Source organism: Pedococcus sp. (assembly GCF_036554925.1).
Classification (GTDB): domain Bacteria; phylum Actinomycetota; class Actinomycetes; order Actinomycetales; family Dermatophilaceae; genus Pedococcus_A.
Genome location: NZ_DATBMI010000080.1, coordinates 1 through 21,580, shown reverse-complemented (window position 1 = coordinate 21,580; position 21,580 = coordinate 1). Strand labels below are relative to the sequence as shown.

The 21,580-nt window shown below is 71.4% G+C and carries 16 protein-coding genes; 15 read left to right on the top strand and 1 reads right to left on the bottom strand.

Translation table 11 applies throughout. From position 1 onward, the window contains the following. The first annotated feature begins 140 nt into the window (after positions 1-140). From nuoF to VIB11_RS06615, 10 genes are read left to right on the top strand one after another with little or no spacing between them, the layout of a single operon-like run. Positions 141-1,454, top strand: a complete 1,314-nt coding sequence (nuoF, locus tag VIB11_RS06660) for an NADH-quinone oxidoreductase subunit NuoF (protein ID WP_332029577.1) — start codon at positions 141-143, stop codon at positions 1,452-1,454. Then, positions 1,451-3,970 (top strand): NADH-quinone oxidoreductase subunit G, encoded by a 2,520-nt coding sequence (locus VIB11_RS06655; protein ID WP_332029575.1) that lies wholly within the window; start codon positions 1,451-1,453, stop codon positions 3,968-3,970. The genes nuoF and VIB11_RS06655 overlap by 4 nt, the downstream gene beginning before the upstream one ends. Beyond that, a complete protein-coding gene (nuoH, locus tag VIB11_RS06650; RefSeq protein ID WP_332029573.1) occupies positions 3,967-5,382 on the top strand; it encodes an NADH-quinone oxidoreductase subunit NuoH in 1,416 nt (471 codons plus the stop codon). The genes VIB11_RS06655 and nuoH overlap by 4 nt, the downstream gene beginning before the upstream one ends. Continuing rightward, positions 5,375-6,085, top strand: a complete 711-nt coding sequence (gene nuoI, locus VIB11_RS06645; RefSeq protein WP_332029572.1) for an NADH-quinone oxidoreductase subunit NuoI — start codon at positions 5,375-5,377, stop codon at positions 6,083-6,085. The genes nuoH and nuoI overlap by 8 nt, the downstream gene beginning before the upstream one ends. Beyond that, positions 6,082-6,852: an NADH-quinone oxidoreductase subunit J gene (locus VIB11_RS06640; RefSeq protein WP_332029570.1), complete on the top strand. Its 771-nt coding sequence runs from the start codon at positions 6,082-6,084 to the stop codon at positions 6,850-6,852. Before nuoI ends, VIB11_RS06640 begins: the two co-directional genes overlap by 4 nt. Continuing rightward, positions 6,849-7,148, top strand: coding sequence for an NADH-quinone oxidoreductase subunit NuoK (nuoK, locus tag VIB11_RS06635; protein WP_332029568.1), 300 nt, complete (start codon positions 6,849-6,851; stop codon positions 7,146-7,148). Before VIB11_RS06640 ends, nuoK begins: the two co-directional genes overlap by 4 nt. A gap of 13 nt (positions 7,149-7,161) precedes the next feature. Further along, the gene (nuoL, locus tag VIB11_RS06630; protein WP_332029567.1) at positions 7,162-9,096 is read left to right on the top strand and encodes an NADH-quinone oxidoreductase subunit L; all 1,935 of its coding nucleotides are present in this window, start codon (positions 7,162-7,164) and stop codon (positions 9,094-9,096) included. Further along, positions 9,096-10,625 (top strand): NADH-quinone oxidoreductase subunit M, encoded by a 1,530-nt coding sequence (locus tag VIB11_RS06625; RefSeq protein WP_332029565.1) that lies wholly within the window; start codon positions 9,096-9,098, stop codon positions 10,623-10,625. Before nuoL ends, VIB11_RS06625 begins: the two co-directional genes overlap by 1 nt. Beyond that, positions 10,625-12,199 (top strand): NADH-quinone oxidoreductase subunit NuoN, encoded by a 1,575-nt coding sequence (gene nuoN / locus VIB11_RS06620; RefSeq protein ID WP_332029563.1) that lies wholly within the window; start codon positions 10,625-10,627, stop codon positions 12,197-12,199. The genes VIB11_RS06625 and nuoN overlap by 1 nt, the downstream gene beginning before the upstream one ends. 10 nt (positions 12,200-12,209) lie before the next feature. After that, on the top strand, positions 12,210-13,211 hold the full coding sequence (locus VIB11_RS06615; RefSeq protein ID WP_332029561.1) for a polyprenyl synthetase family protein: 1,002 nt from the start codon (positions 12,210-12,212) through the stop codon (positions 13,209-13,211). Positions 13,212-13,318: 107 nt separating this feature from the next. Here VIB11_RS06615 and VIB11_RS06610 read toward each other — a convergent pair whose 3' ends face one another. Next, entirely contained in the window at positions 13,319-15,388 is a 2,070-nt protein-coding gene (locus tag VIB11_RS06610; protein WP_332029559.1) for a PhoX family phosphatase, read from the bottom strand. A 183-nt stretch (positions 15,389-15,571) separates the two neighbouring features. Here VIB11_RS06610 and VIB11_RS06605 point away from each other — a divergent pair, with 183 nt between their 5' ends. The 5 genes from VIB11_RS06605 to VIB11_RS06585 form a co-directional block, all read left to right on the top strand. After that, positions 15,572-16,729 (top strand): amino acid deaminase/aldolase, encoded by a 1,158-nt coding sequence (locus VIB11_RS06605; protein WP_332029557.1) that lies wholly within the window; start codon positions 15,572-15,574, stop codon positions 16,727-16,729. Continuing rightward, positions 16,726-18,051, top strand: a complete 1,326-nt coding sequence (locus tag VIB11_RS06600) for a D-arabinono-1,4-lactone oxidase (protein WP_332029555.1) — start codon at positions 16,726-16,728, stop codon at positions 18,049-18,051. The genes VIB11_RS06605 and VIB11_RS06600 overlap by 4 nt, the downstream gene beginning before the upstream one ends. Before the next feature lie 284 nt (positions 18,052-18,335). Continuing rightward, positions 18,336-19,643 carry a phosphotransferase gene (locus VIB11_RS06595; RefSeq protein WP_332029553.1) on the top strand — a complete coding sequence of 436 codons (1,308 nt, stop codon included), beginning with the start codon at positions 18,336-18,338 and terminating at the stop codon, positions 19,641-19,643. A 156-nt stretch (positions 19,644-19,799) separates the two neighbouring features. Continuing rightward, on the top strand, positions 19,800-20,318 hold the full coding sequence (locus tag VIB11_RS06590; RefSeq protein WP_332029552.1) for a DinB family protein: 519 nt from the start codon (positions 19,800-19,802) through the stop codon (positions 20,316-20,318). A 186-nt stretch (positions 20,319-20,504) separates the two neighbouring features. Then, positions 20,505-21,580, top strand: a 1,076-nt coding sequence (locus VIB11_RS06585; protein ID WP_332029550.1) for a DUF222 domain-containing protein, incomplete at its 3' end; no start/stop codon positions are given.

Genomic DNA, 21,580 nt, shown 5'->3' with positions numbered 1-21,580 from the left:
GCCGGCGACGCGCACCACGGTCGCCACCAGGCCCAGGCGACCTCCGGCGGCACGGCGGCAGGGCGACCCACCTCGGTGAACGCGCCGACCAACGAGCCGGACGAGCTGCCGGGCGGCAAGGACGCGAAGGGAGCGGAGAAGTGAGCACCACCCTGACCCCGATCCTCACGAAGTTCTGGGACCACCCGCAGTCCTGGACCCTCCAGACCTACCGCGAGAACGACGGCTACAAGGCGCTCGCGAAGGCGCTGAAGATGGAGCCGTCCGCCCTGGTGCAGATGACGAAGGACTCCGGGCTGCGCGGGCGCGGCGGCGCCGGCTTCCCCACCGGCATGAAGTGGGGGTTCCTGCCCCCACCGGACGGCGGACCCCGCTACCTCGTCGTCAACGCCGACGAGTCCGAGCCGGGCACCTGCAAGGACATCCCGCTGATGATGGCGGCGCCGCAGTTCCTCATCGAGGGCGTGGCGATCACGTCCTACGCGATCGGCTGCAACCACGCGTTCATCTACCTGCGCGGCGAGGTCGTGCACGTCTACCGCCGCCTGCTGCGCGCGGTGGAGGAGGCCTACGCCGCCGGCCTGCTCGGCAAGAACATCCTGGGCAGCGGCTTCGACCTCGACGTCACCGTGCACGCCGGTGCGGGCGCGTACATCTGCGGCGAGGAGACCGCCCTCCTCGACAGCCTCGAGGGCCGCCGCGGCCAGCCGCGCCTGAAGCCGCCGTTCCCGGCCGTCGCCGGCCTGTACGCGCGCCCCACCGTGGTCAACAACGTCGAGTCCATCGCGTCGGTGCCGCCCATCCTGCTGCACGGCGACCGATGGTTCGCCGAGATGGGTACCGAGAAGTCGCAGGGCTTCGGCATCTTCAGCCTCTCCGGCCACGTCAAGCGTCCCGGGCAGTACGAAGCACCGCTCGGCATCACGCTGCGCGAGCTCCTCGACATGGCCGGGGGCATGCGCGACCCGCGCAAGAAGCTGAAGTTCTGGACCCCGGGCGGCTCCTCCACCCCGCTGTTCACCGACGCCCACCTCGACGTCCCGCTCGACTTCGAGTCCGTCGGTGCGGCCGGCTCGATGCTCGGCACCCGTGCGCTGCAGATCTTCGACGAGACCACCTGCGTCGTCCGCGCCGTCGACCGCTGGACCGACTTCTACAAGCACGAGTCCTGCGGCAAGTGCACCCCGTGCCGCGAGGGCACCTGGTGGCTCAAGCAGATCACGGGCCGCCTCGAGAACGGCCAGGGCAGCGAGGAGGACCTCGAGAAGCTGCTCGACATCTGCGACAACATCCTGGGGCGCTCGTTCTGCGCGCTCGGCGACGGCGCCACCTCACCGATCACGAGCAGCATCCAGTACTTCCGCGACGAGTACATCGCCCACCTGACGCACGGCGGGTGCCCCTTCGACCGGGACGCCTCGTCGCTCTTCGCTAGGGAAAACGTGAGCGCATGACGACCACCAACACCACCACCAGCCCCAGCGCCGGCGGCAACGCCGTGAGCAAGGGAGGGGACGCCAGCATCCCGGCCCCCGTCGACATGGTGACCCTCACCATCGACGGCGCGCCGGTGTCCGTCCCCAAGAACACCCTGGTGATCCGCGCCGCCGAGCAGGTCGGCGTGCAGATCCCGCGCTTCTGCGACCACCCGCTCCTCGAGCCGGTCGGTGCCTGCCGCCAGTGCCTCGTCGAGGTCGCCATGCCGGGTCCGGACGGCTCGCTGAGACCGATGCCGAAGCCGCAGGCCTCGTGCACCATGACGGTGACCGAGGGCATGGAGGTCAAGACCCAGCTGACGTCCCCGGTCGCCGACAAGGCGCAGCAGGGCGTCATGGAGCTGCTGCTCATCAACCACCCGCTCGACTGCCCGGTCTGCGACAAGGGTGGCGAGTGCCCGCTGCAGAACCAGGCGATGAGCAACGGCCGGGCCACCTCGCGCTTCGAGGACATCAAGCGCACGTACCCCAAGCCGATCAACATCTCCTCCCAGGTGCTGCTCGACCGCGAGCGCTGCGTGCTGTGCGCCCGTTGCACGCGCTTCTCCGACCAGGTGGCCGGCGACCCGTTCATCGCCCTGGTCGAGCGCGGGGCGCTGCAGCAGGTCGGCATCTACGAGGAGAAGCCGTTCGAGTCCTACTTCTCCGGCAACACCGTCCAGATCTGCCCGGTCGGTGCCCTGACCGGCGCCGCCTACCGCTTCCGCTCCCGCCCCTTCGACCTGGTCTCGACGCCGAGTGTCTGCGAGCACTGCGCCTCCGGCTGCGCCACCCGCACCGACCACCGCCGCGGCGTCGTCCTGCGCCGCCTGGCCGCGAACGACCCGGCGGTCAACGAGGAGTGGAACTGCGACAAGGGCCGCTGGGCCTTCCAGTACGCCACCACCGGCGACCGCTTCACGATGCCCATGGTCCGCGACGAGCAGGGCGCCCTGCAGGTGGCCTCCTGGCCGGAGGCGCTGGCCGCCGCGGCCGAGGGCCTCAAGGCCGCACGCGGCGTCGGGGTGCTCGTCGGCGGCCGTGTCTCGGCCGAGGACGCCTACGCCTACAGCAAGTTCGCGCGCACGGTCCTGGACACCAATGACATCGACTTCCGCGCCCGGCCGCACTCCGCCGAGGAGGCCGAGTTCCTCGCCTCCTCCGTGGTGGCGACCGGCCCCGCCGGCGACGGGGCACAGGGCGGGGCCGTGACCTACGCCGACCTCGAGCGGGCCGCGGCGGTCGTCCTCGTCGGCCTCGAGCCCGAGGACGAGAGCCCGATCGTCTTCCTGCGCCTGCGCAAGGCTGCCCGCCGGAACAAGACCGCCGTGTATGCCGTGGCGCCCTTCGCCACGCGCGGCCTGGAGAAGCTCTCCGGTCACCTCATCGCTGCCGCCCCCGGGACGGAGGCCGAGGTGCTGGCCGCCCTCGCGGAGGACGGCAAGGGTCACGAGGGCGCGGCCAAGGCCGCCGAGGCCCTCCGCGGCGAGGGTGCCGTCATCCTCGTCGGCGAGCGGCTCGCAGGCGTGCCCGGTGCCCTCTCCGAGGCCGCGGCGCTGGCCGCCTCCACCGGCGCCCGCCTGGCCTGGGTGCCGCGCCGCGCCGGCGAGCGCGGTGCCCTCGAGGCGGGCGCGCTCCCCGGCCTGCTGCCCGGTGGCCGCCCCGTCTCGGACGCCTCCGCCCGCCAGCAGGTAGCCGAGGCATGGGAGGTCGTCGGCCTGCCCGACACCCCCGGACGTGACACCGCAGGCATCGTCGCCGCCGCCACCACCGGCGAGGTGAACGCCCTCGTCGTCGGCGGCGTCGACGCCCGGGACCTCGGCGACCCCCGGGTCGAGGAGGCGCTGGCGAAGACCTTCGTCGTCTCCCTCGAGATCCGCGAGTCGTCGGTGACCGAGGTCGCCGACGTCGTCCTGCCCGTGGCGCCGCACGCGGAGAAGGGCGGGACCTTCGTCAACTGGGAGGGCAGGGTCCGCACCTTCGAGAACGCCCTCGAGAGCGCTGCGCTGTCGGACTACCGGGTGCTCGACATGCTGGCCAACGAGCTCGGCGTCTTCCTCGGCACCCGGACCCTCGCGGAGGTGCGTGCCGAGATGGCCGCCCTCGGCCCGTGGGCCGGCGAGCGCACCGCCGCGCCGACCGTCCCGCACGGCGAGGTCCCGAGCGCCGGTGACGGCCAGCTCGTGCTCGCGACGTGGCACCACCTGCTCGACCGCGGGTCGCTGCAGGACGGCGAGCCGTTCCTCGCCGGCACGGCCCCGCGCACCCTGGCCCGGGTGTCCCCGGCCACGGCCGAGACGCTCGGCCTGGCCGACGGCGAGGTCGTCACGGTCGCGACGGCCGCCGGGTCGACCTCCGCGCCCGTCGCGGTCGTGCCGGGCATGGTCGACCACGTCGTCTGGCTGCCGACGAACTCCGCCGGCTGCGCGGTCCGCCACGTCCTCGGCGCTGACGCCGGTGCCGTCGTCACTGTCACCAAGGGTGGTGCTGCATGAGCAACCTGACCTTCGCCGCGGAGGCCGTGGTCTCCCTGCCGGCCGCCCTTCCGGCCGCGGACAACCCCAGCGCTGACTTCAGCGACACGCCCTGGTGGCTCTCGCTCGTCAAGGCGTTGCTCGTGTTCGTCTTCCTGTTGGTCAACACGCTTCTCGTCATCTGGTTCGAGCGCCGCGTCATCGGCCGGATGCAGCAGCGCCCGGGGCCCAACCGCACCGGCCCGTTCGGCCTGCTGCAGACGCTGGCCGACGGCATCAAGCTGGCCCTGAAGGAGGACCTCACGCCGAAGAACGCCGACCGGGTCGTCTTCATGGCCGCGCCGGCCATCGCCGGCGCCATGGCGTTCGTGTCCTTCGCGATCATCCCGATGGGCCCGACGGTCAGCATGTTCGGGCACATGACCCCGCTGCAGCTCACCGACATCCCCGTCGCCGTGCTGCTCGTCCTCGCGGTCGCCGGTGTCGGTGTCTACGGCATCGTGCTCGCCGGCTGGTCCTCCGGCTCGACCTACCCGCTGCTCGGCGGGCTGCGCTCCACCGCGCAGGTGATCTCCTACGAGATCGCCATGGGCCTCTCGCTCGTCGCGATCTTCCTCTACAGCGGCTCCATGTCGACGTCCCAGATCGTGAGCGCGCAGAAGGACCTCTGGTACATCCTGCCGGCGTTCTTCAGCTTCCTCGTCTACGTCGTCACCATGGTCGGCGAGACCAACCGCCTGCCCTTCGACCTCGCCGAGGGCGAGGGTGAGCTGACCGGCGGTTTCCACACCGAGTACTCCTCGCTGAAGTTCGCGATGTTCTTCCTCGGCGAGTACGTCAACATGTTCACCGTCGCCGCGCTCGCGACGACGATGTTCCTCGGCGGGTGGCAGGCGCCTCCCGGCATCGCGGCGATCAACGACGGCATGTTCAACCAGGGTTGGTGGGGCCTGCTGTGGTTCGTCATCAAGCTGTGGCTGTTCATGTTCTTCTTCGTCTGGCTGCGCGGTTCGCTGCCGCGGGTCCGCTACGACCAGTTCATGCGGTTCGGCTGGAAGTTCCTCATCCCCGTGACCCTCGGCTGGGTCGTGGCCGTCGCCTTCATCCGCGGCGCGCAGCTCGGCTACTTCGGTGACTCCTCCGTCGCAGTGGCCGGCCGGCAGTTCCCGGTGGCGACGCTCGTCATCGTCGGCCTCATCGCCGCCCTCGCCCTCGGTGTGACCTGGGTCTGGGAGGGCAAGCAGGCCGAGAAGCAGGCCGCAGCCACCGCGGGGGAGCACCCCGAGGAGATCGACCCGTTCGCGGGCGGCTACCCCGTTCCGCCGATGCCCGGCCAGCGACTGCGCGAGCCGTCCCTGGCCATCGGCTCGGGCGCGGGCACACCGCAGACCGTCCCGCAGACCGTGACTGACAAGGAGGCCAGCCGTGGCTGACCCGAAGAAGGACCCGGACACCTCGAAGGGTGGCTTCTTCTCCGACCTCTTCGCCCCGGTCGGCGGATTCGGCGTCACCTTCGCCACGATGTTCCGCAAGCTCGAGACCGAGGAGTACCCGGAGGAGAAGCGGCCGACCCAGCCGAGGTTCCACGGACGCCACCAGCTGAACCGGCACCCGGACGGGCTCGAGAAGTGCGTGGGCTGTGAGCTGTGCGCCTGGGCCTGCCCGGCGGACGCGATCCTCGTCGAGGGCGCCGACAACGACGACAGCGAGGGCGGTGCGGGCCGCTTCTCGCCCGGCGAGCGGTACGGCCGCGTCTACCAGATCAACTACCTGCGCTGCATCTTCTGCGGACTCTGCATCGAGGCCTGCCCCACGCGCGCACTGACGATGACCAACTTCTACGAGCTGGCCGACCACAGCCGCGGCGACCTGATCTTCACCAAGGAGCAGCTGCTGGCTCCCCTCCAGGAGGGCATGCTGCCGCCACCGCACCCGATGGTCGACGGGCTCGAGGAGCGCGACTACTACCAGGGCAAGGTCGCCAAGGCCACGCCCCAGCAGGAGGAGTGGGTGAGGGCACACCACGCCGAGCCGCAGGACGGCCTCGCGCCGTCGGGGGACCCGGTCGAGGGCGTCGACACCGTCGCGCACGGCCGGCAGGCCACCCGCGACACCACCGAGGGGGTCCGCCGATGACGGGCACGGGCGAGCAGGTCCTCTTCTGGGTCCTCGGCCCCATCTCGGTCCTGGCGGCGCTGGGGCTGCTCTTCGCGAAGAAGGCCGTCCACGCGGCGCTCGGCGTGGCCGTGGTGATGATCAACCTGGGCATCTTCTACATCGCGCAGGACGCCGACTTCCTGGGCATCATCCAGATCTTCGTCTACACCGGCGCGGTCATGATGCTCTTCCTGTTCGTCCTCATGCTCGTCGGTGTCGACTCCTCCGACTCGCTCGTCGAGACGATCAAGGGCCAGAAGTGGGCCTCGCTGCTGCTCGCCTTCGGGCTCGGCGGCCTCATCTTCGCGGCCATCGGCGCCGTGACCATGGGCGACATGAAGGGCCTGGACCAGGTCAACCAGAACCCGGGCAACGTCACCGGGGTTGCCGAGCTGATCTTCGGCCAGTACGTCTGGGTCTTCGAGGTCACCAGCGCCCTGCTCATCACCGCCGCGCTCGGCGCCATGGTCCTCGCGCACCGCGAGCGCATCGGCGCCCGGCCGAGCCAGCGGGCCTGGAGCCAGCGGCGCGTGCTGGAGAACCGCAACGTCGCCGGCCTGCCCGCGCCCGGTGTCTACGCCCGCCACAACGCGGTCGACACCCCGGCCCTGCTGCCCGACGGCACCCCGAGCGAGCTCTCCGTCTCGCGCGTGCTGACCGCGCGCGAGCAGGTCACCGCCCCCGCCCGCCACGTCGAGTCCGAGCACGAGTTCGAGCACGAGATCGAGGAGGGCCGCGAACGATGAGCCTGGTCAACTACATCTACCTGGCGTCGCTGCTCTTCGCCATCGGCGGTGCCGCGGTGCTCATGCGCCGCAACGCGATCGTCGTCTTCATGGGTGTCGAGCTGATGCTCAACTCGGTCAACCTGATGTTCGTGACGTTCGCACGGATGCACGGATCTCTCGACGGCCAGGTGATCGCCCTGTTCGTGATGGTCGTGGCGGCCGCCGAGGTCGTCGTCGGCCTGGCGATCATCATCGCGATCTTCCGTGCCCGCCGGTCGGCCTCGGTCGACGACGCCAACCTGCTGAAGCTGTAGAAGGGGCCACCAGGTGACTTCCCTCTCCACCCTCGCCGCCGCTGAAGGTGCCGCCACCGCGGCGACCGGCATCACGGCATACGCGTGGCTCCTCGTCGCGCTGCCCATGCTGGGCGCCGCCGTCCTCCTGGTCGGCGGCCGCGCCACCGACAAGTGGGGCCCGGTCTTCGCGACCGCCATGTCGTGGGCCAGCTTCGTCGTCGGCTTCCTCGTGTGGATGGCCATGCTCGGCCGCGACGCCGAAGGGCGCGCCATGTCGCTGCACCTCTTCGAGTGGGTGCCGGCCGGGTCGTTCAACGTCGACGCCGGCATGCTGGTCGACCAGCTGTCCGTGGCCTTCGTGCTGCTGGTGACCTTCGTCGGCTCGCTGATCCACGTCTACTCCCTCGGGTACATGGAGCACGACCCGGACAAGCGCCGGTTCTTCGCCTACCTCAACCTCTTCGTGGCGGCGATGCTCCTGCTCGTCCTCGCGGACTCCTACCTGCTGCTCTACGTCGGCTGGGAGGGCGTCGGCCTCGCGTCCTACCTGCTCATCGGGTTCTGGAACTACAACCCGGCCTACGCGACGGCGGCCAACAAGGCGTTCGTGGTCAACCGTGTGGGCGACTTCGGCCTCTCCGTGGCGATCATGATCATGTTCGTCACCTACGGGGCCGTCGACTTCGCCACGGTCTCGGCCGGGGTCGAGGGCACCAGCGAGGCCACGCTGACGGCGATCGGCCTGATGCTGCTGCTCGGCGCCTGCGGCAAGTCGGCGCAGTTCCCGCTGCAGAGCTGGCTCGGCGACGCCATGGCCGGCCCGACGCCCGTCTCCGCGCTGATCCACGCGGCAACCATGGTCACCGCCGGCGTCTACCTCGTCGTGCGCAGCAACTTCATCTTCAACGCCTCGCCCGACGCGCAGCTCGCGGTCGTCGTGGTCGGTGCGATCACCCTGCTGTTCGGTGCGATCGTCGGCTGCGCCAAGGACGACATCAAGAAGGCGCTGGCCGCCTCGACGATGTCGCAGATCGGCTACATGATGCTCGCCGCCGGGCTCGGCCCGGTGGGCTACGCCTTCGCGATCTTCCACCTGATCACCCACGGCTTCTTCAAGGCGGGGATGTTCCTCGGGGCCGGCTCGGTCATGCACGGCATGAACGACCAGGTCGACATGCGCCGGTACGGCCACCTGTCCGGCGCCATGAAGATCACCTGGGCGACGTTCGGTCTCGGCTGGCTCGCGATCCTCGGTGTCTTCCCGTTCGCGGGCTTCTGGTCCAAGGACAAGATCATCGAGGCTGCGTTCATCGGCGAGGGCTGGCGGCCCTGGGTGTTCGGCTCCGCGGCACTCATCGGTGCCGGCATCACCGCCTTCTACATGTCGCGCCTGTTCTTCATGACCTTCCACGGCACCAAGCGCTGGACCGACGACGTCCACCCGCACGAGTCGCCCAAGCTCATGACCATCCCGATGATCGTGCTGGCGTTCGGCTCCGCCTTCATCGGCCTCATCCTCGGCCCGACGAACATCTTCACGCACTGGCTCGAGCCGGTGGTGGGAGAGCACGGCGACGAGCACCCGGTGCTCGCCGTCCCGGTGATCATCACGCTCACGCTGGTCCTCGTGGCCGCGGGTGTGGCACTGGCCTGGATGCGCTACTGGCGCGACGAGGTGCCGCAGACCGCGCCGGCCGGCTCCTTGCTGACGCAGGCCGCGCGCCGCGACCTGTACCAGGACGAGGTCAACGAGGGCGTGTTCATGCGCCCCGGGGTCCACCTCACCCGCTCGCTCGTCTTCGCCGACAACCGTGGCGTCGACGGTGCGGTCGGTGGCCTGGCCGCCCTCGTCGGCGGCACCTCGAGCCGCCTGCGCCGTGTCCAGAACGGCTTTGCCCGGTCCTACGCCCTGACGATGCTCGCCGGTGTCGTCGCCATCTTCGCTGCTGTGTGGGTGATCCAGTGATGACGAACTTCCCCTGGCTGACGACGATCATGCTGCTGCCGCTGGTCGGCGCGGCGGTGGTCTTCGCCCTGCCGGCCGGTGTCGCCGACCGCGCGAAGCACATCGCGCTCGGCGTCTCCGGTGTGACGCTGCTGCTGACCATCGCGGCGGCGCTGCAGTTCGAGACGACCTCCAGCGAGCAGTTCCAGCTCGTCGAGCAGCACGAGTGGATCCCGCAGTTCGGTGTCTCCTACGCCCTCGGCGTCGACGGCCTCGCGCTGGTCATGATCCTGATGGCGGTGATCCTGGCGCCGGTGTGCATCCTCGCCGCCTGGGACGACGTGCCCGAGGGTGGCGGCCGCGAGAAGAACTACTTCGCGCTGATGCTGGTGCTGGAGACGTTCATGGTCGGCGTGTTCGCCGCGACGGACGTCTTCCTGTTCTACGTGTTCTTCGAGGCCATGCTGATCCCGGTCTACTTCCTGATCGGCCTCTACGGCGGTGCACGCCGCCAGTACGCCGCGGTGAAGTTCCTGCTGTTCTCGCTGGCCGGCGGTCTGGTCATGCTGGTCGCGGTCATCGCCCTGTTCCAGTACGGCCCGGGCGGTGCCGACGGCTTCCTCGTCGAGAAGCTCACCGGCCTCGAGATCCCGGTCGTGGCCGAGCGGCTCATGTTCGTCGGCTTCTTCTTCGCCTTCGCGGTCAAGGCTCCGATGTGGCCGGTCCACACCTGGCTGCCCGACGCCGCCACCGAGGCCAGGCCCGCCACCGCGGTCCTCCTGGTCGGAGTGCTCGACAAGGTGGGCACCTTCGGCATGATCCGCTTCTGCCTCCAGCTGTTCCCGGAGGCCTCGCAGTGGGCGACGCCGGTGGTCATCGTCCTGGCCGTCATCTCGGTGCTCTACGGCGCCCTGCTCGCGATCGGGCAGACCGACATCATGCGCCTGATCGCCTACACCTCCGTGAGCCACTTCGGCTTCATCGTGCTGGGCATCTTCGCGCTGACCACGGTGGGCGGCGCGGGCTCGACGCTCTACATGCTCAACCACGGGTTCGCGACCGCCGCGCTCTTCCTGGTCGGCGCGATGCTCGTCGCCCGCCGGGGCAGCAAGCGCATCCCGGACTTCGGCGGCTGGCAGCGGGTGACGCCGGGCCTCGCCGGGGTCTTCCTGGTGGCGGGCCTGTCGGGGCTGGCACTGCCGGGTCTGGCCTCGTTCGTGTCGGAGTTCCTCGTCCTGCTCGGGACCTTCCAGCGGTACCCCGTGGCTGCCATCATCGCGACCACCGGCATCGTCCTGGCCGCCCTGTACATCCTGCTGATGTACAAGCGGATGATGACCGGCCCGAAGCCCGAGCTGACCGAGCCGGTCCACGACTGGAACCTGCGCGAGAAGCTCGTGGTGGCGCCGCTCATCGTGGCGTTCCTGTTCCTCGGCTTCTACCCCAAGCCGGCGCTCGACCTGCTCAACCCCGCCGTGTCCGCGACGCTGCAGCACGTCGGCGTCACCGACCCTGCACCCACCAACGCCGCTGACGGGAGTGCGAAGTGATGACCGCCCTGACCACCAGCCTGCCGACCCAGTTCCAGGTCGCCCAGGTCGACTACGCGGCGATCGCCCCGATGCTCGTCGTGTTCGGCGGTGCCATCATCGGTGTCCTCGTCGAGGCCTTTGCCCCGCGTTCCGTGCGGTATGCCGCGCAGGTCGGCCTCGCGGTCGCGACCCTCGTCGCCGCGCTGGTCGTCCTCGTGACGGTCTCCGTCGACGCGCAGGGCGTCACCCTCGAGCGGGCGGTCGTCGTCGACGGCCCGACGCTGTTCCTGCAGGGCGCGATCCTGCTGATGTCGGTGCTCGGCGTGCTGACCATGGCCGAGCGGTTCGGAGGCGAGGGCGCGGACGCGTTCACCCCGATGGGCGCAGCCATCCCCGGCTCGCCCCACGAGGCCGCCGCACTGCGCGCCGGCCTGATGAGCAGCGAGGTCTTCCCGCTGACGCTCTTCGCCGTCGGCGGCATGCTGCTCTTCCCTGCGGCCGGCGACCTGCTGACGATGTTCGTGGCCCTCGAGGTCCTCTCGCTGCCCCTGTACCTGCTGTGCGGGCTGGCCCGGCGTCGTCGCCTGCTCTCGCAGGAGGCGTCCCTGAAGTACTTCCTGCTCGGCGCGTTCAGCTCCGCGTTCTTCCTCTTCGGCGCGGCCCTGCTCTACGGCTACAGCGGCTCGGTCTACCTCGCCGACATCGCCAAGGCCATCTCCGCCGCCGCGGGCGACTTCGAGGGCCTGCTGGTCCCCGGCGTGGTCTTCCTGCTGGTGGGCCTGCTGTTCAAGGTCGGCGCGGTGCCGTTCCACTCGTGGACCCCGGACGTCTACCAGGGCGCACCCACGCCCGTCACCGGCTTCATGGCGGCGTGCACCAAGGTGGCCGCCTTCGGCGCGATCCTGCGGCTGGTCTACGTCGGCCTCGAGGCCAACCGCTGGGACTGGAGGATGGGCGTCATCGCGGTGGCCGCGCTGACCATGGTGGTCGGCTCGGTGCTCTCGGTGACGCAGACCGACGTCAAGCGGCTGCTGGCCTACTCCTCCATCGCCCACGCCGGTTTCATCCTCGTGGCCGTCCTCGCCTTCGACCGGCTCGGCGTCGCGGGCACGATGTTCTACCTCGTTGCCTACGGCTTCGCGACGATCGCGGCCTTCGCGATCGTCTCGATGGTCCGGTCCGGCGGCTCGGAGGCCTCGCACCTGTCGCAGTGGGCGGGCCTGGGCCGCAACCACCCGGTGGTGGCCGCAGTCTTCGGCTTCCTGCTCCTGGCCTTCGCCGGCATCCCGCTGACGTCGGGGTTCATGGCGAAGTACGCCGCGTTCGCGCCGGCGATCAACACCGGCGGGCGTTCGGGCGTCGTGCTCGTGGTCGTCGGCGTCCTGTGCAGCGTCATCACCGCCTTCGTCTACATCCGGCTCATCGTGCTGATGTACTTCACCGAGCCGGCCGGGACCGAGGTCGTGGCGCACATGCCGTCGCCGTACACGACGATCGCCGTCACCGTGGGCACGCTCGTCACCGTCGTGCTGGGCATCTTCCCCTCGCAGGTCCTCGACCTGGCCGAGAGCTCCTCGCTGTTCCTGCGATGAGGCTGGCCTGATGAGCTCGACCCCCCCGGTCCTGGCCCTGCCGTCGGTCTCCGACGCGCTGGCCGAGCGGCTGCAGCGGGGCCTCGTGGAGGTCGACGAGACCCTGCGTCGCGTGGTCGACCATGAGGACCCGTTCATCGCCGAGGCCTCCGCGCACCTCGCGGACGCGGGAGGCAAGCGGTTCCGGCCGCTGCTGACCCTGCTGGCCGCCGAGGTCGGCGCGGGTCTCAACGACGAGGTCGTCGCCGCGGCGACCGGAGTCGAGCTGACCCACCTTGCCTCGCTCTACCACGACGACGTCATGGACGAGGCCGACGTGCGCCGGGGAGCCCCGAGCGTCAACGCGAAGTACGACAACTCGACGGCCATCCTCGTCGGTGACCTGCTGTTCGGGACGGCGTCCTCGATCATCGCCGACCTCGGACCCGAGGCCGTCAAGATCCAGGCCCAGACCTTCGTGCGGCTGTGCTCCGGCCAGATCCGCGACGACCGGCCCTGCCCGCCCGGGGCCGACCCGGTCGAGTACTACCTCGGCGTCCTCGCCGACAAGACCGGGGTGCTCATCGCCACGGCGGCGCGCTACGGTGCGATGTTCGGCGGCTGTGCTCCCGGCACGGTCGAGACCCTGCGCGTCTACGGCGAGCGGCTCGGCATGGCGTTCCAGCTCGCCGACGACCTCATCGACATCGCCTCCGAGGCGGGCGAGACCGGCAAGACCCCGGGCACCGACCTGCGCGAGGGCAAGGCCACCCTGCCGGTTCTCTACGCCCGCGCCTCCACCGACCCGGCCGACGCCCGGCTCCAGGAGCTGCTGGCCTCCGACCTGCGCGACGACGACCGGCTCGAGGAGGCGCTGGCCCTGCTGCGCGTCCACCCGGCGATGGAGCGGGCCCGCGAGCACACGTTCGCGGTCGCTCGTGAGGCTCAGCACGCACTCGCCGAGCTGCCGGACAGCGAGGCCAAGGAGGCCCTGCTGGCCCTGGCCACGGGCGTGGTGACCCGCGCCGGCTGACCCCGCCGGGCGGCATACCCGCTGTCGACTCATTGCCCGAGACCCACCGCCGGAGGCGCCCTTCGCGCCCCGAACGGTGGGTCTCGGGCCATCCGTTGGAGCGCGGGTCAGTCGTCGTCGCTGCGCCGGCTTGTGGGGTAGACCTGGATCACGCCGGGCCGGGGCTGGCCGTCCCCGAGGTAGGGGAACAGGCTGGCCGGGCTCTCCGGGGAGGCGCCCTCGGTCTCGCCCGGGTGCTGCACGGCCGCGAGCACCGTCCTCTGGTCCCACAGCACGACGGGGCCGCAGCACTCGGAGTAGGCCGGCACCGAGAGGAACTGCTGCAGGTGGCCGCGGTGCGGGCCCTCGAGCGGCATGAGGTACATGCCGTCACATGCCCCGAGGGCGTTGCCGTCCGTCGCGATCCAGAGGTTGCCGTCACGGTCGAAGGTGACGTTGTCGGGGCAGGAGATCGGCGAGACCTCCGAGCGGTCGTAGCCACTGAAGTAGGTCGACGGGTCGGCCGGGTCGCCGGCGATGAGCACGATCTTCCACCGGAAGCCGGTGCGGGTGTGGTCGCCCCCGGCGGGCGTGATCTCGATGACGTGGCCGTGCTTGTTGTTCGCGCGCGGGTTGGCCTCGTCGATCTGCGACGGCGTGCGGCGGGTGTTGTTGGTGCACGCGACGTAGGTGCGGCCGTTGACAGGGTTGGTCTCGACGTCCTCAGGCCGGTCCATCTTCGTCGGACCGACCACGTCCGCGGCCAGGCGGGTCCAGACCAGCACCTCCTCAGCGGTGAAGCCGGGCACCTTCGACCGGTTGTCGACCAGGAGCGGCAGCCACTCACCGCTGCCGTCGCTGACACCGTCCTCGAACCCGTCACCGGTGAACTTGGCGACGTAGAGGTCGCCCGAGGACAGCAGCGACTTGTTGTGCTCCCTCGCGCTGCGCGAGCTGCCACGGCGGTGGCGCCGGTGGGAGACGAACTTGTAGAGGTAGTCGAAGCGCTCGTCGTCGCCGGTGTACGCCACCACGCGGCCGTCCTCGGCGATGGTGACCGTGGCGCCCTCGTGCTTGAGCCGGCCGAGGGCGGTGTGCTTGACCGGGGTCGAGCCGGGGTCCATCGGGTCGACCTCGACGATGTAGCCGAACCGGTTGGCCTCGTTGGGCTCCTGCGTGAGGTCGAAGCGGGGGTCGACCCTCTCCCAGCCGCGGCCCGTCGAGTTGGCCAGGCCGTACCGCGCGTAGGCGGCCGCCTGGTCGGCCGGCCCCTGACCCGCCGCGAAGTAGCCGTTGAAGTTCTCCTCGCCCGACAGCACCGTGCCCCAGGGCGTGGTGCCCCCGGCGCAGTTGGCGAACGTCCCGAGGACGCGCCTCCCGGAGGGGTCCGCGGTGGTCTGCACGAGCGCGGAGCCGGCGGCGAGACCGGTGAGGCGGAAGGGCGTCGTTGCGGTGATGCGGCGGTTGAGGCGACCCCCCTTGACGTACCTCCACGGCGAGGAGCCGTTCCTGCGGCGCACCTCGACGACCGACATACCGTGGGCGGCCATGGTGATCCGCAGCTGCTCCGGCGTCAGGGACTCCCGCCCGGCGTAGCCGCGGAACATCAGCTCGTCGTTGGTGTACTCGTTGTTGCAGACGAGCACGCCGTCGTGGTCACCCCTGGTGCGGATCAGGTCGGTGTAGTCGCAGTTGTAGCCGAACTGCTTCTCCTGGGCAGCCGCGCTCTGGTTGTCGAAGTCGAAGTCGGGCGCGTCGTCGGTCAGCGGGTCGCCCCAGCTGATGATCGGCTCCCAGTCGAAGCCCTCTGGCACGACCACCCTGTCCAGGCTGGCCGGCTGGGGGTCGATCGGGGTGAAGCCGAAGGGCGACCTCGACCGGGCTGCTGCCGCGGCAGGCGCGGGGGTGGGCGCGGCGCCGGCTCGTGTGGGTGACGGGGCGGCCGCGGCGGGCCGGCCGGCCAGCGTGGTCAGCCCGACGACGGCAGCGGCCAGGCTGCCGCCCCTGAGGACGCTGCGGCGGGAGGCGCCGCGGGCGACGATGTCACCGAAGTACTCGTTCTCGCTCGCGTTCGGGACCGGCTTGCTGCAGGCGTCGTCGCAGCGGTAGTGGCAGGTCATCGCGGAGCGGCCGCCCTCGTGGGCGCGGGACAGGGGGAGCAGGGGGAGCACGGTGCGCTGCGGCGCCGGTGCGGTCATGGAAACCTCCAGGTTGGGACGACGTGAGCACATCCGCGCGTCACGCTAGGGAGTGACTCGGCCGGACGGGCGGCCGCACGGTGAACGTCGAGTGACCAGCGCGTCAAGGAACGGTCAGCAGTGGACCCGGGAAAGCCTCGGAACCCGTATGCCGTGGCACAGGGCGTGGGTACAGTCGGCGGCGTGACCGGCAGCTGGGACCGTGCGACGGCCGCCCTCGCCGCGCCCTTCGCGGTCGTCGACCTCGACGCCTTCGACGCCAACGCCGCGGACCTCGAGCGCCGGGCGCAGGGGCTGCCGATCCGCGTCGCGTCCAAGTCGGTGCGTTGCCGGGCGCTGCTCGAGCGGGTGCTGTCGCGTCCGGGTTTCTGGGGGGTCATGGCCTACTCCCTGCGCGAGGCGCTGTGGCTCGCTGCGGAGGGACTCGAGGACATCTTCGTGGCGTACCCGAGCGCCGATCGGGCGGCGCTCACGGCACTGGCCGGAAACGGCAGCGCGGCCGCCGAGATCACCCTGGCCATCGACAGCCGTGAGCACGTCGACCTGCTGACGGCGGTGCTCGCCGGCGTCGAACGGCCGCACCCCGTGCGCGTCGCCCTCGACGTCGACGCCTCGCTGCGGGTGGGGCCGCTGCACCTCGGGGTGCGGCGCTCGCCCACCCACACGGCATACGAGGCGGTGTCGCTGGCCCGGGCCGCGCGTGACGCGGGGCTGGTGGTCGTCGGCCTGATGTTCTACGACGCCCAGATCGCTGGCCTGCCGGACACGTCGCCGCTCGTCCGGATGCTCAAGGCACGCTCGACGGCGGAGCTGCTGCGCCGGCGCGCCGACGTGGTCGAGGCCGTGAAGGAGGTCTCACACCTCGAGTTCGTCAACGGCGGGGGGACCGGCAGCCTGCACATCGCCGGCGCAGACCCGTCCCTGACCGAGCTGGCAGCAGGCTCAGGGCTGTTCGGGCCCACCCTGTTCGACGGCTACCGGGGCTTCCGGCCGCGGCCCGCTGCGGCCTTCGCCCTCCCGGTCGTACGCCGGCCGCGCGCGGGGATGGTCACGGTGTTCGGGGGCGGCTACATCGCGTCCGGGCCGCCGGGCTGGTCGCGCCTGCCGTCGGTGCTGGCGCCACGCGGGCTGCGGTTGCTGCGGGCCGAGGGCGCCGGCGAGGTCCAGACACCGCTGCGGGGCAGCGCCGCGGACCAGCTGCGCGTGGGTGACCGGGTGTGGCTGCGGCACGCCAAGGCCGGGGAGCTGTGCGAGCGGTTCGACGAGCTGCACCTGGTCTCGGGCGGCCAGGTCGTGGGACGGGTGCCGACCTACCGCGGCGAGTCGGCGACCTTCGGATGAGCACCGCCCAGCCCTCCGGGAGGCCGACCTGGTCGAACTGGGCCGGAAACCAGGTCGCCCGCCCTGCTGCCGTCGTGGCGGCCCGGTCCACGCAGGAGGTGCGCGACGTCGTGCGTGACGCCGCGTCGGCCGGGCAGCGGGTCCGGCCGGTGGGGACGGGCCACTCCTTCACCGGTCTGGCCGTCACCGACGGCGTGCTGCTGAGCCTGGAGCACCTCAGCGGCGTCACGGCCGTGGACCGTGAGAGCGGCCGCGTCCGGGTGCTGGGCGGCACGCCGCTGCACGTGCTCAACCTGGCGCTGGACGCCTTCGACCTCGCGCTGCCCAACCTCGGCGACATCGACCGGCAGAGCATCAGCGGAGCCATCGCGACGGGCACCCACGGCACGGGCACGCGTCAGTACGGCATCGCCTCCGCCGTCACCGGCCTGCGGCTGGTCCTCGCCGACGGCTCGGTGCTGCAGTGTTCGCCGGACGAGCACGCTGAGGTCTTCCAGGCCGCTCGGGTCGGGCTGGGCGCGCTCGGGGTCGTCACCGAGGTCGAGCTGCAGTGCGTCCCGGCCTTCCGGCTGCGCGCTCGCGAGCGGGGCGAGTCGCTGTCGGCGGTTCTGGAGCGGGTGCAGGCGGAGGCCGACGCCCACGACCACCTCGACCTGCACTGGTTCCCCCACACCGACCGGGTGCTGGTCAAGCGCAACGACCGGGTTCCGGACGACGACCCGGGGCGGCCGCTCGCGGCCTGGCGCGCCCGGCTCGACGACGACCTGTTGTCCAACCGGGTGTTCGAGGCCGTCAACCGCGTCAGTGCCCGGTGGCCGGCGGTGGTGCCGCGCCTCAACCAGGCGACGTCACGGGCTCTCGGAACGCGCGAGTACACCGACGCCTCCTGGCGCGTGTTCTGCTCCGCCCGCGAGGTCCGCTTCCGGGAGAGCGAGTATGCCGTGCCGCGGGCGGCCGTTGTCGACGTCGTCCGCGCCGTGCGGGACTGGGTGGACCGGCACGACGTGGCGCTGCCGTTCCCCGTCGAGGTCCGGTTCCTCGGCGGCGACGACGTGTGGCTGTCGACCGCGTACGAGCGGGACAGCGCCTACGTCGCGGTGCACCAGTACCACCGGATGGGCGACGGCGGCCTGTTCGCGGCCTTCGAGGCGATCGTCGCGGAGCACCGGGGGCGCCCGCACTGGGGCAAGCTGCACACCCTGGGACGCGAGAGGCTCGCGGAGCTCTACCCGCGCTTCCCGGACTTCCTGGCGGTGCGCGACCGGCTCGACCCGGAGCGGCTCTTCGGGAACGACCACCTCACGCGGCTTCTCGGACCGTGACGGCAGTGTCGGACTTGGACGCCATTGCGCCCCAAGGGTGTTCGCGGTAGGGGCACATCGTGGGTGACTAGGCACAGCGGGCCATTGACGCCGGGCGCTGCGGGGGAGTGCCCTGAGGTACCGACCGGTCGCCTGACCGGCCGTCTTCCTGACCGGAGGCGGTGGTCACCGTGCAGACGGAGTCGTGGTTCGAGGGCGCCCTGCGGCCGGATGTCGTGGTCGCGCACCTCCGTGCACGTGTGCCGGACCTGGTAACTGGGTCACTGGAGATCACGCGGTGTCGCGTGACCCGGGTCCGGTCGGTCCCACCGGAGGGGTCGTGGACCGCGACCTACGAGTTCGACGTCGACGACCGTGACGGGGGCGCACCGCACACCGTGGTCGCTCGGGGCGTCATGACCCCTGACGAGCTGCCACTGCCGCCAGCCCTCGAGGACGCCGCGCCGTTCGGGAGCGCGAGCTGGGGCTGTGTGCTGCCCGACCTGCGCCTGGCGCTGACCGTCCCGCCGCTCGACGATGCCCTGCCCGGCCTGACGATGCTGCTCGACGCCGAGCGCGGCCCGGGGCTGCTGACCCGCGCCCTCCTCGGCGGGGGCGTTCTGGTCGAGGGCACAGCGGTCGTGGCGTGTGCCCCGACGGTGGCCGCGTACAAGCCGGGAGTGCGGGCGACCGTCGTCTGCCGGTTGGGACTCGGTGCGGACGCCGATGCCGCCGGAGCCGACGACGCCGCCCCCGCCGACGACTTCTCCGGGCCGGAGGCTGTCGTGGTCAAGGTGCACAGCGACGACGAGGGGGAGCGAGGCCACGAGGCGCTGCGCTCCCTGGCACAGTCGCCGCTGGCCGAGAGTCCGCTCGTGCAGGTGCCGCGGCCGCTGGCCCACCTCCCGGAGCTGCGCCTGTCCGTCCAGCAGCACATCGAGCACGAGTGCTCGCTCAAGGACCTGTTCCACGCCGCCTTCGAGGGCGGTGGGCAGTCGGTGCTGGCCCGGCTGGCCGAGGGATCGCGCGGAGCGGGAGCAGCGCTGGCCGCGCTGCACCGGAGCGGCAGCGGCTTCGGCGAGGGCGAGACCTGGGAGCAGGACCTCGCCGCCGTGCGCCGCAAGCACGCCAGCCTGGTCTCCGTCGTCCCGGAGCTCGGCGGGTCGGTGGCCGAGGCGCTGGTGCGCATCGAGGCGGCGGCAGCCCGCACGGCGGCGGACCTGCCCTGCCCCTCGCACGGCAGCTTCCATCCAGCGCAGGTGCTGGTGACCGCGGAGCGCCTCGCCCTCATCGACTTCGACAAGTGCTGCCAGGCCGAGCCGGCCCGCGACCTTGCCGCCTTCACGACCAAGCTGCGCCACATGGCGGTGAACAAGGTCGACACCCACCGGTACGACCCGGGGGGCGCTGCGGAGGTGATGGTCGAGACGCTGCGGGAGACGTTCCTCGGCGAGTACACGCGTACGGCACCGCTCTCGGAGCGGCGGCTCGCGGTGTGGGAGGCGCTCGAGGTCTTCTCGCTGGTGCTCAGCGCCTCCAAGAAGATGCTCGGTCCCAGGACGCAGAACTGCGTGGCCATGCTGCAGCGTCACCTCGACGACCACGGCCTCTGACGGCGAGCCGCCGACGCGCCGTGTGGCGCATCCTGACGTCACCGCGCGCCCGGCTCGACGGCGGGCTGCTGGTCAACGGGCGGCCGGGACACCGCCCACCTCGAACGGGTGCTGGGGTGGACCGCCCGCTCGGCGAAGGCGGGCTATGGTCGGCGCATGCAGCCCCGCGTTCCCTACGACGCTGACGAGAAGACGACTCTGTGGGCGACGCTGAATGCCTACCGCGACACCGTGCTGTGGAAGCTGGAGGGGCTCGACGACGAGCAGCTCAGAAGGCCGATGACCCCGAGCGGCACCAACCTCATCGGGCTGGTCAAGCACCTCGCGGCGGCCGAGTACGGCTGGTTCTGTGAGACGTTCGGCCGCGAGACGGAGCCGCTGCCCGACATCGACTCCGACCCCGAGGCTGACATGAGCCTGGCCCCGGGTGAGGAGCCCGGCGATGCCGTCGCCTTCTTTGGACGTGCGCGGGCGGCCGCCGATGCGACCATCGGCGAGCTGGCCTTGGAGGACGCGGGAGTCTCCTGGTCGGGGAACCAGGTGACCCTGCGCTGGGTGCTGGTTCACATGGTGGAGGAGGTCGCCCGCCACGCCGGGCACATGGACATCTGCCGCGAGCTGATCGACGGTGCGACCGGCGGTTTCCCGCCGCGGCCGGCAACGGACGCCAGCTAGGGCACGGTCCGCGCGCCCTCCCGTCTCCTGTCCACAGGTGCGGTCGCGATGCCACGCCCTCCACAGGCGTTTGGTTCCAGGTGGTGGTTTGCCGCGCCGTATGCCGTGGAATCCGTTGCGTGCCAACGGTTCTCGTCTCGATCCGGATGAGAGCCGTTGTCGGTGGTCGCCTCTAGTGTTGTCGTCATGGAGGGGACGTCGCAGCGGCTGAGCCTGGCGGAACGCCGGGAGCGGGTCGCCGCCGCGCGCGAGGCGCTGCAAGGGCTTGGCGCCGAGCTGTGGCAGGCCCCGTCGGGTGGCGGGCCGGACGGGCTGTCGGGGCTGTTGTCCGAGGTCGACGCGCTGGGCATGGCGTGTGACGCGGGCCGGGTCGCGGTGCTGCGGGAGGCGATGGACCGGGGTGAGACCGCGGGCGGCCCGGCGGCGATGTCGACCGCGCAGTGGGTGCGGTGCCATGCCCCGTCGACCAGGGCCGGTGGCGCGGCGGCGATCGTGGCGCTCGCGACCGCGTTCGGCAAGACCGCCAACGCCCCGGTCCGGGAGGCCGTGGCGTCGGGCCGGTTGCCGGTGCGGTCCGCGGCCGCGGTGGTCTCCGAGGCGGACAAGCTGCGCCCGCTGCTGGCCGACGGCGCCGAACCCCACGTCCTCGCAGGCTTGATCGACATCGCGGAGCAGCACGGTCCCTCCGCCTGCCGCGACCTGCGCGACGCGCTGATCGCCAAACACGGGCGCGAAGGGGTGCTGCAGGACCGGCAGAACCTGGGCACGTCCTTCATCCGCCTGTCCCAACCGGTCGACACCGGCGCCAGCACCTTCGAGTACCGCCTCACCTTGGACGTCGAGGGCAAGGCCGCCCTGGAGGCGGCGCTCGAGCCGTTGTCGGCGCCGCAACCCGTGGACGGGGAACGCGACCTGCGCACCTCGGACCGGCGCCGCGGCGACGCGCTGGTGGCCCTGGTCCGGCGGGCGGTGGCGGCCGGGGAGGAGCGGGGCAAGACCACCAAGACCACCCTCGTGGTCACCATGGACTGGGACTCGCTGCGCGACGGGCTCGGCGCCGGGACCACCCTGGGCGGCCTGGATGCCGGCACCCACCTGGCCCCCGGAGACGGTGCGCAGGCTGTGCTGCGACGGCTCCGTCATCCCGGTCGTCCTCGGCACCGACGGCGCGGTGCTCGACTGGGGCCGGGAGAAGCGGTTCTTCACCGACGCCCAGACCAAGCGACTGTGGCTGCGCGACGGCGGCTGCACCTACCCGGGCT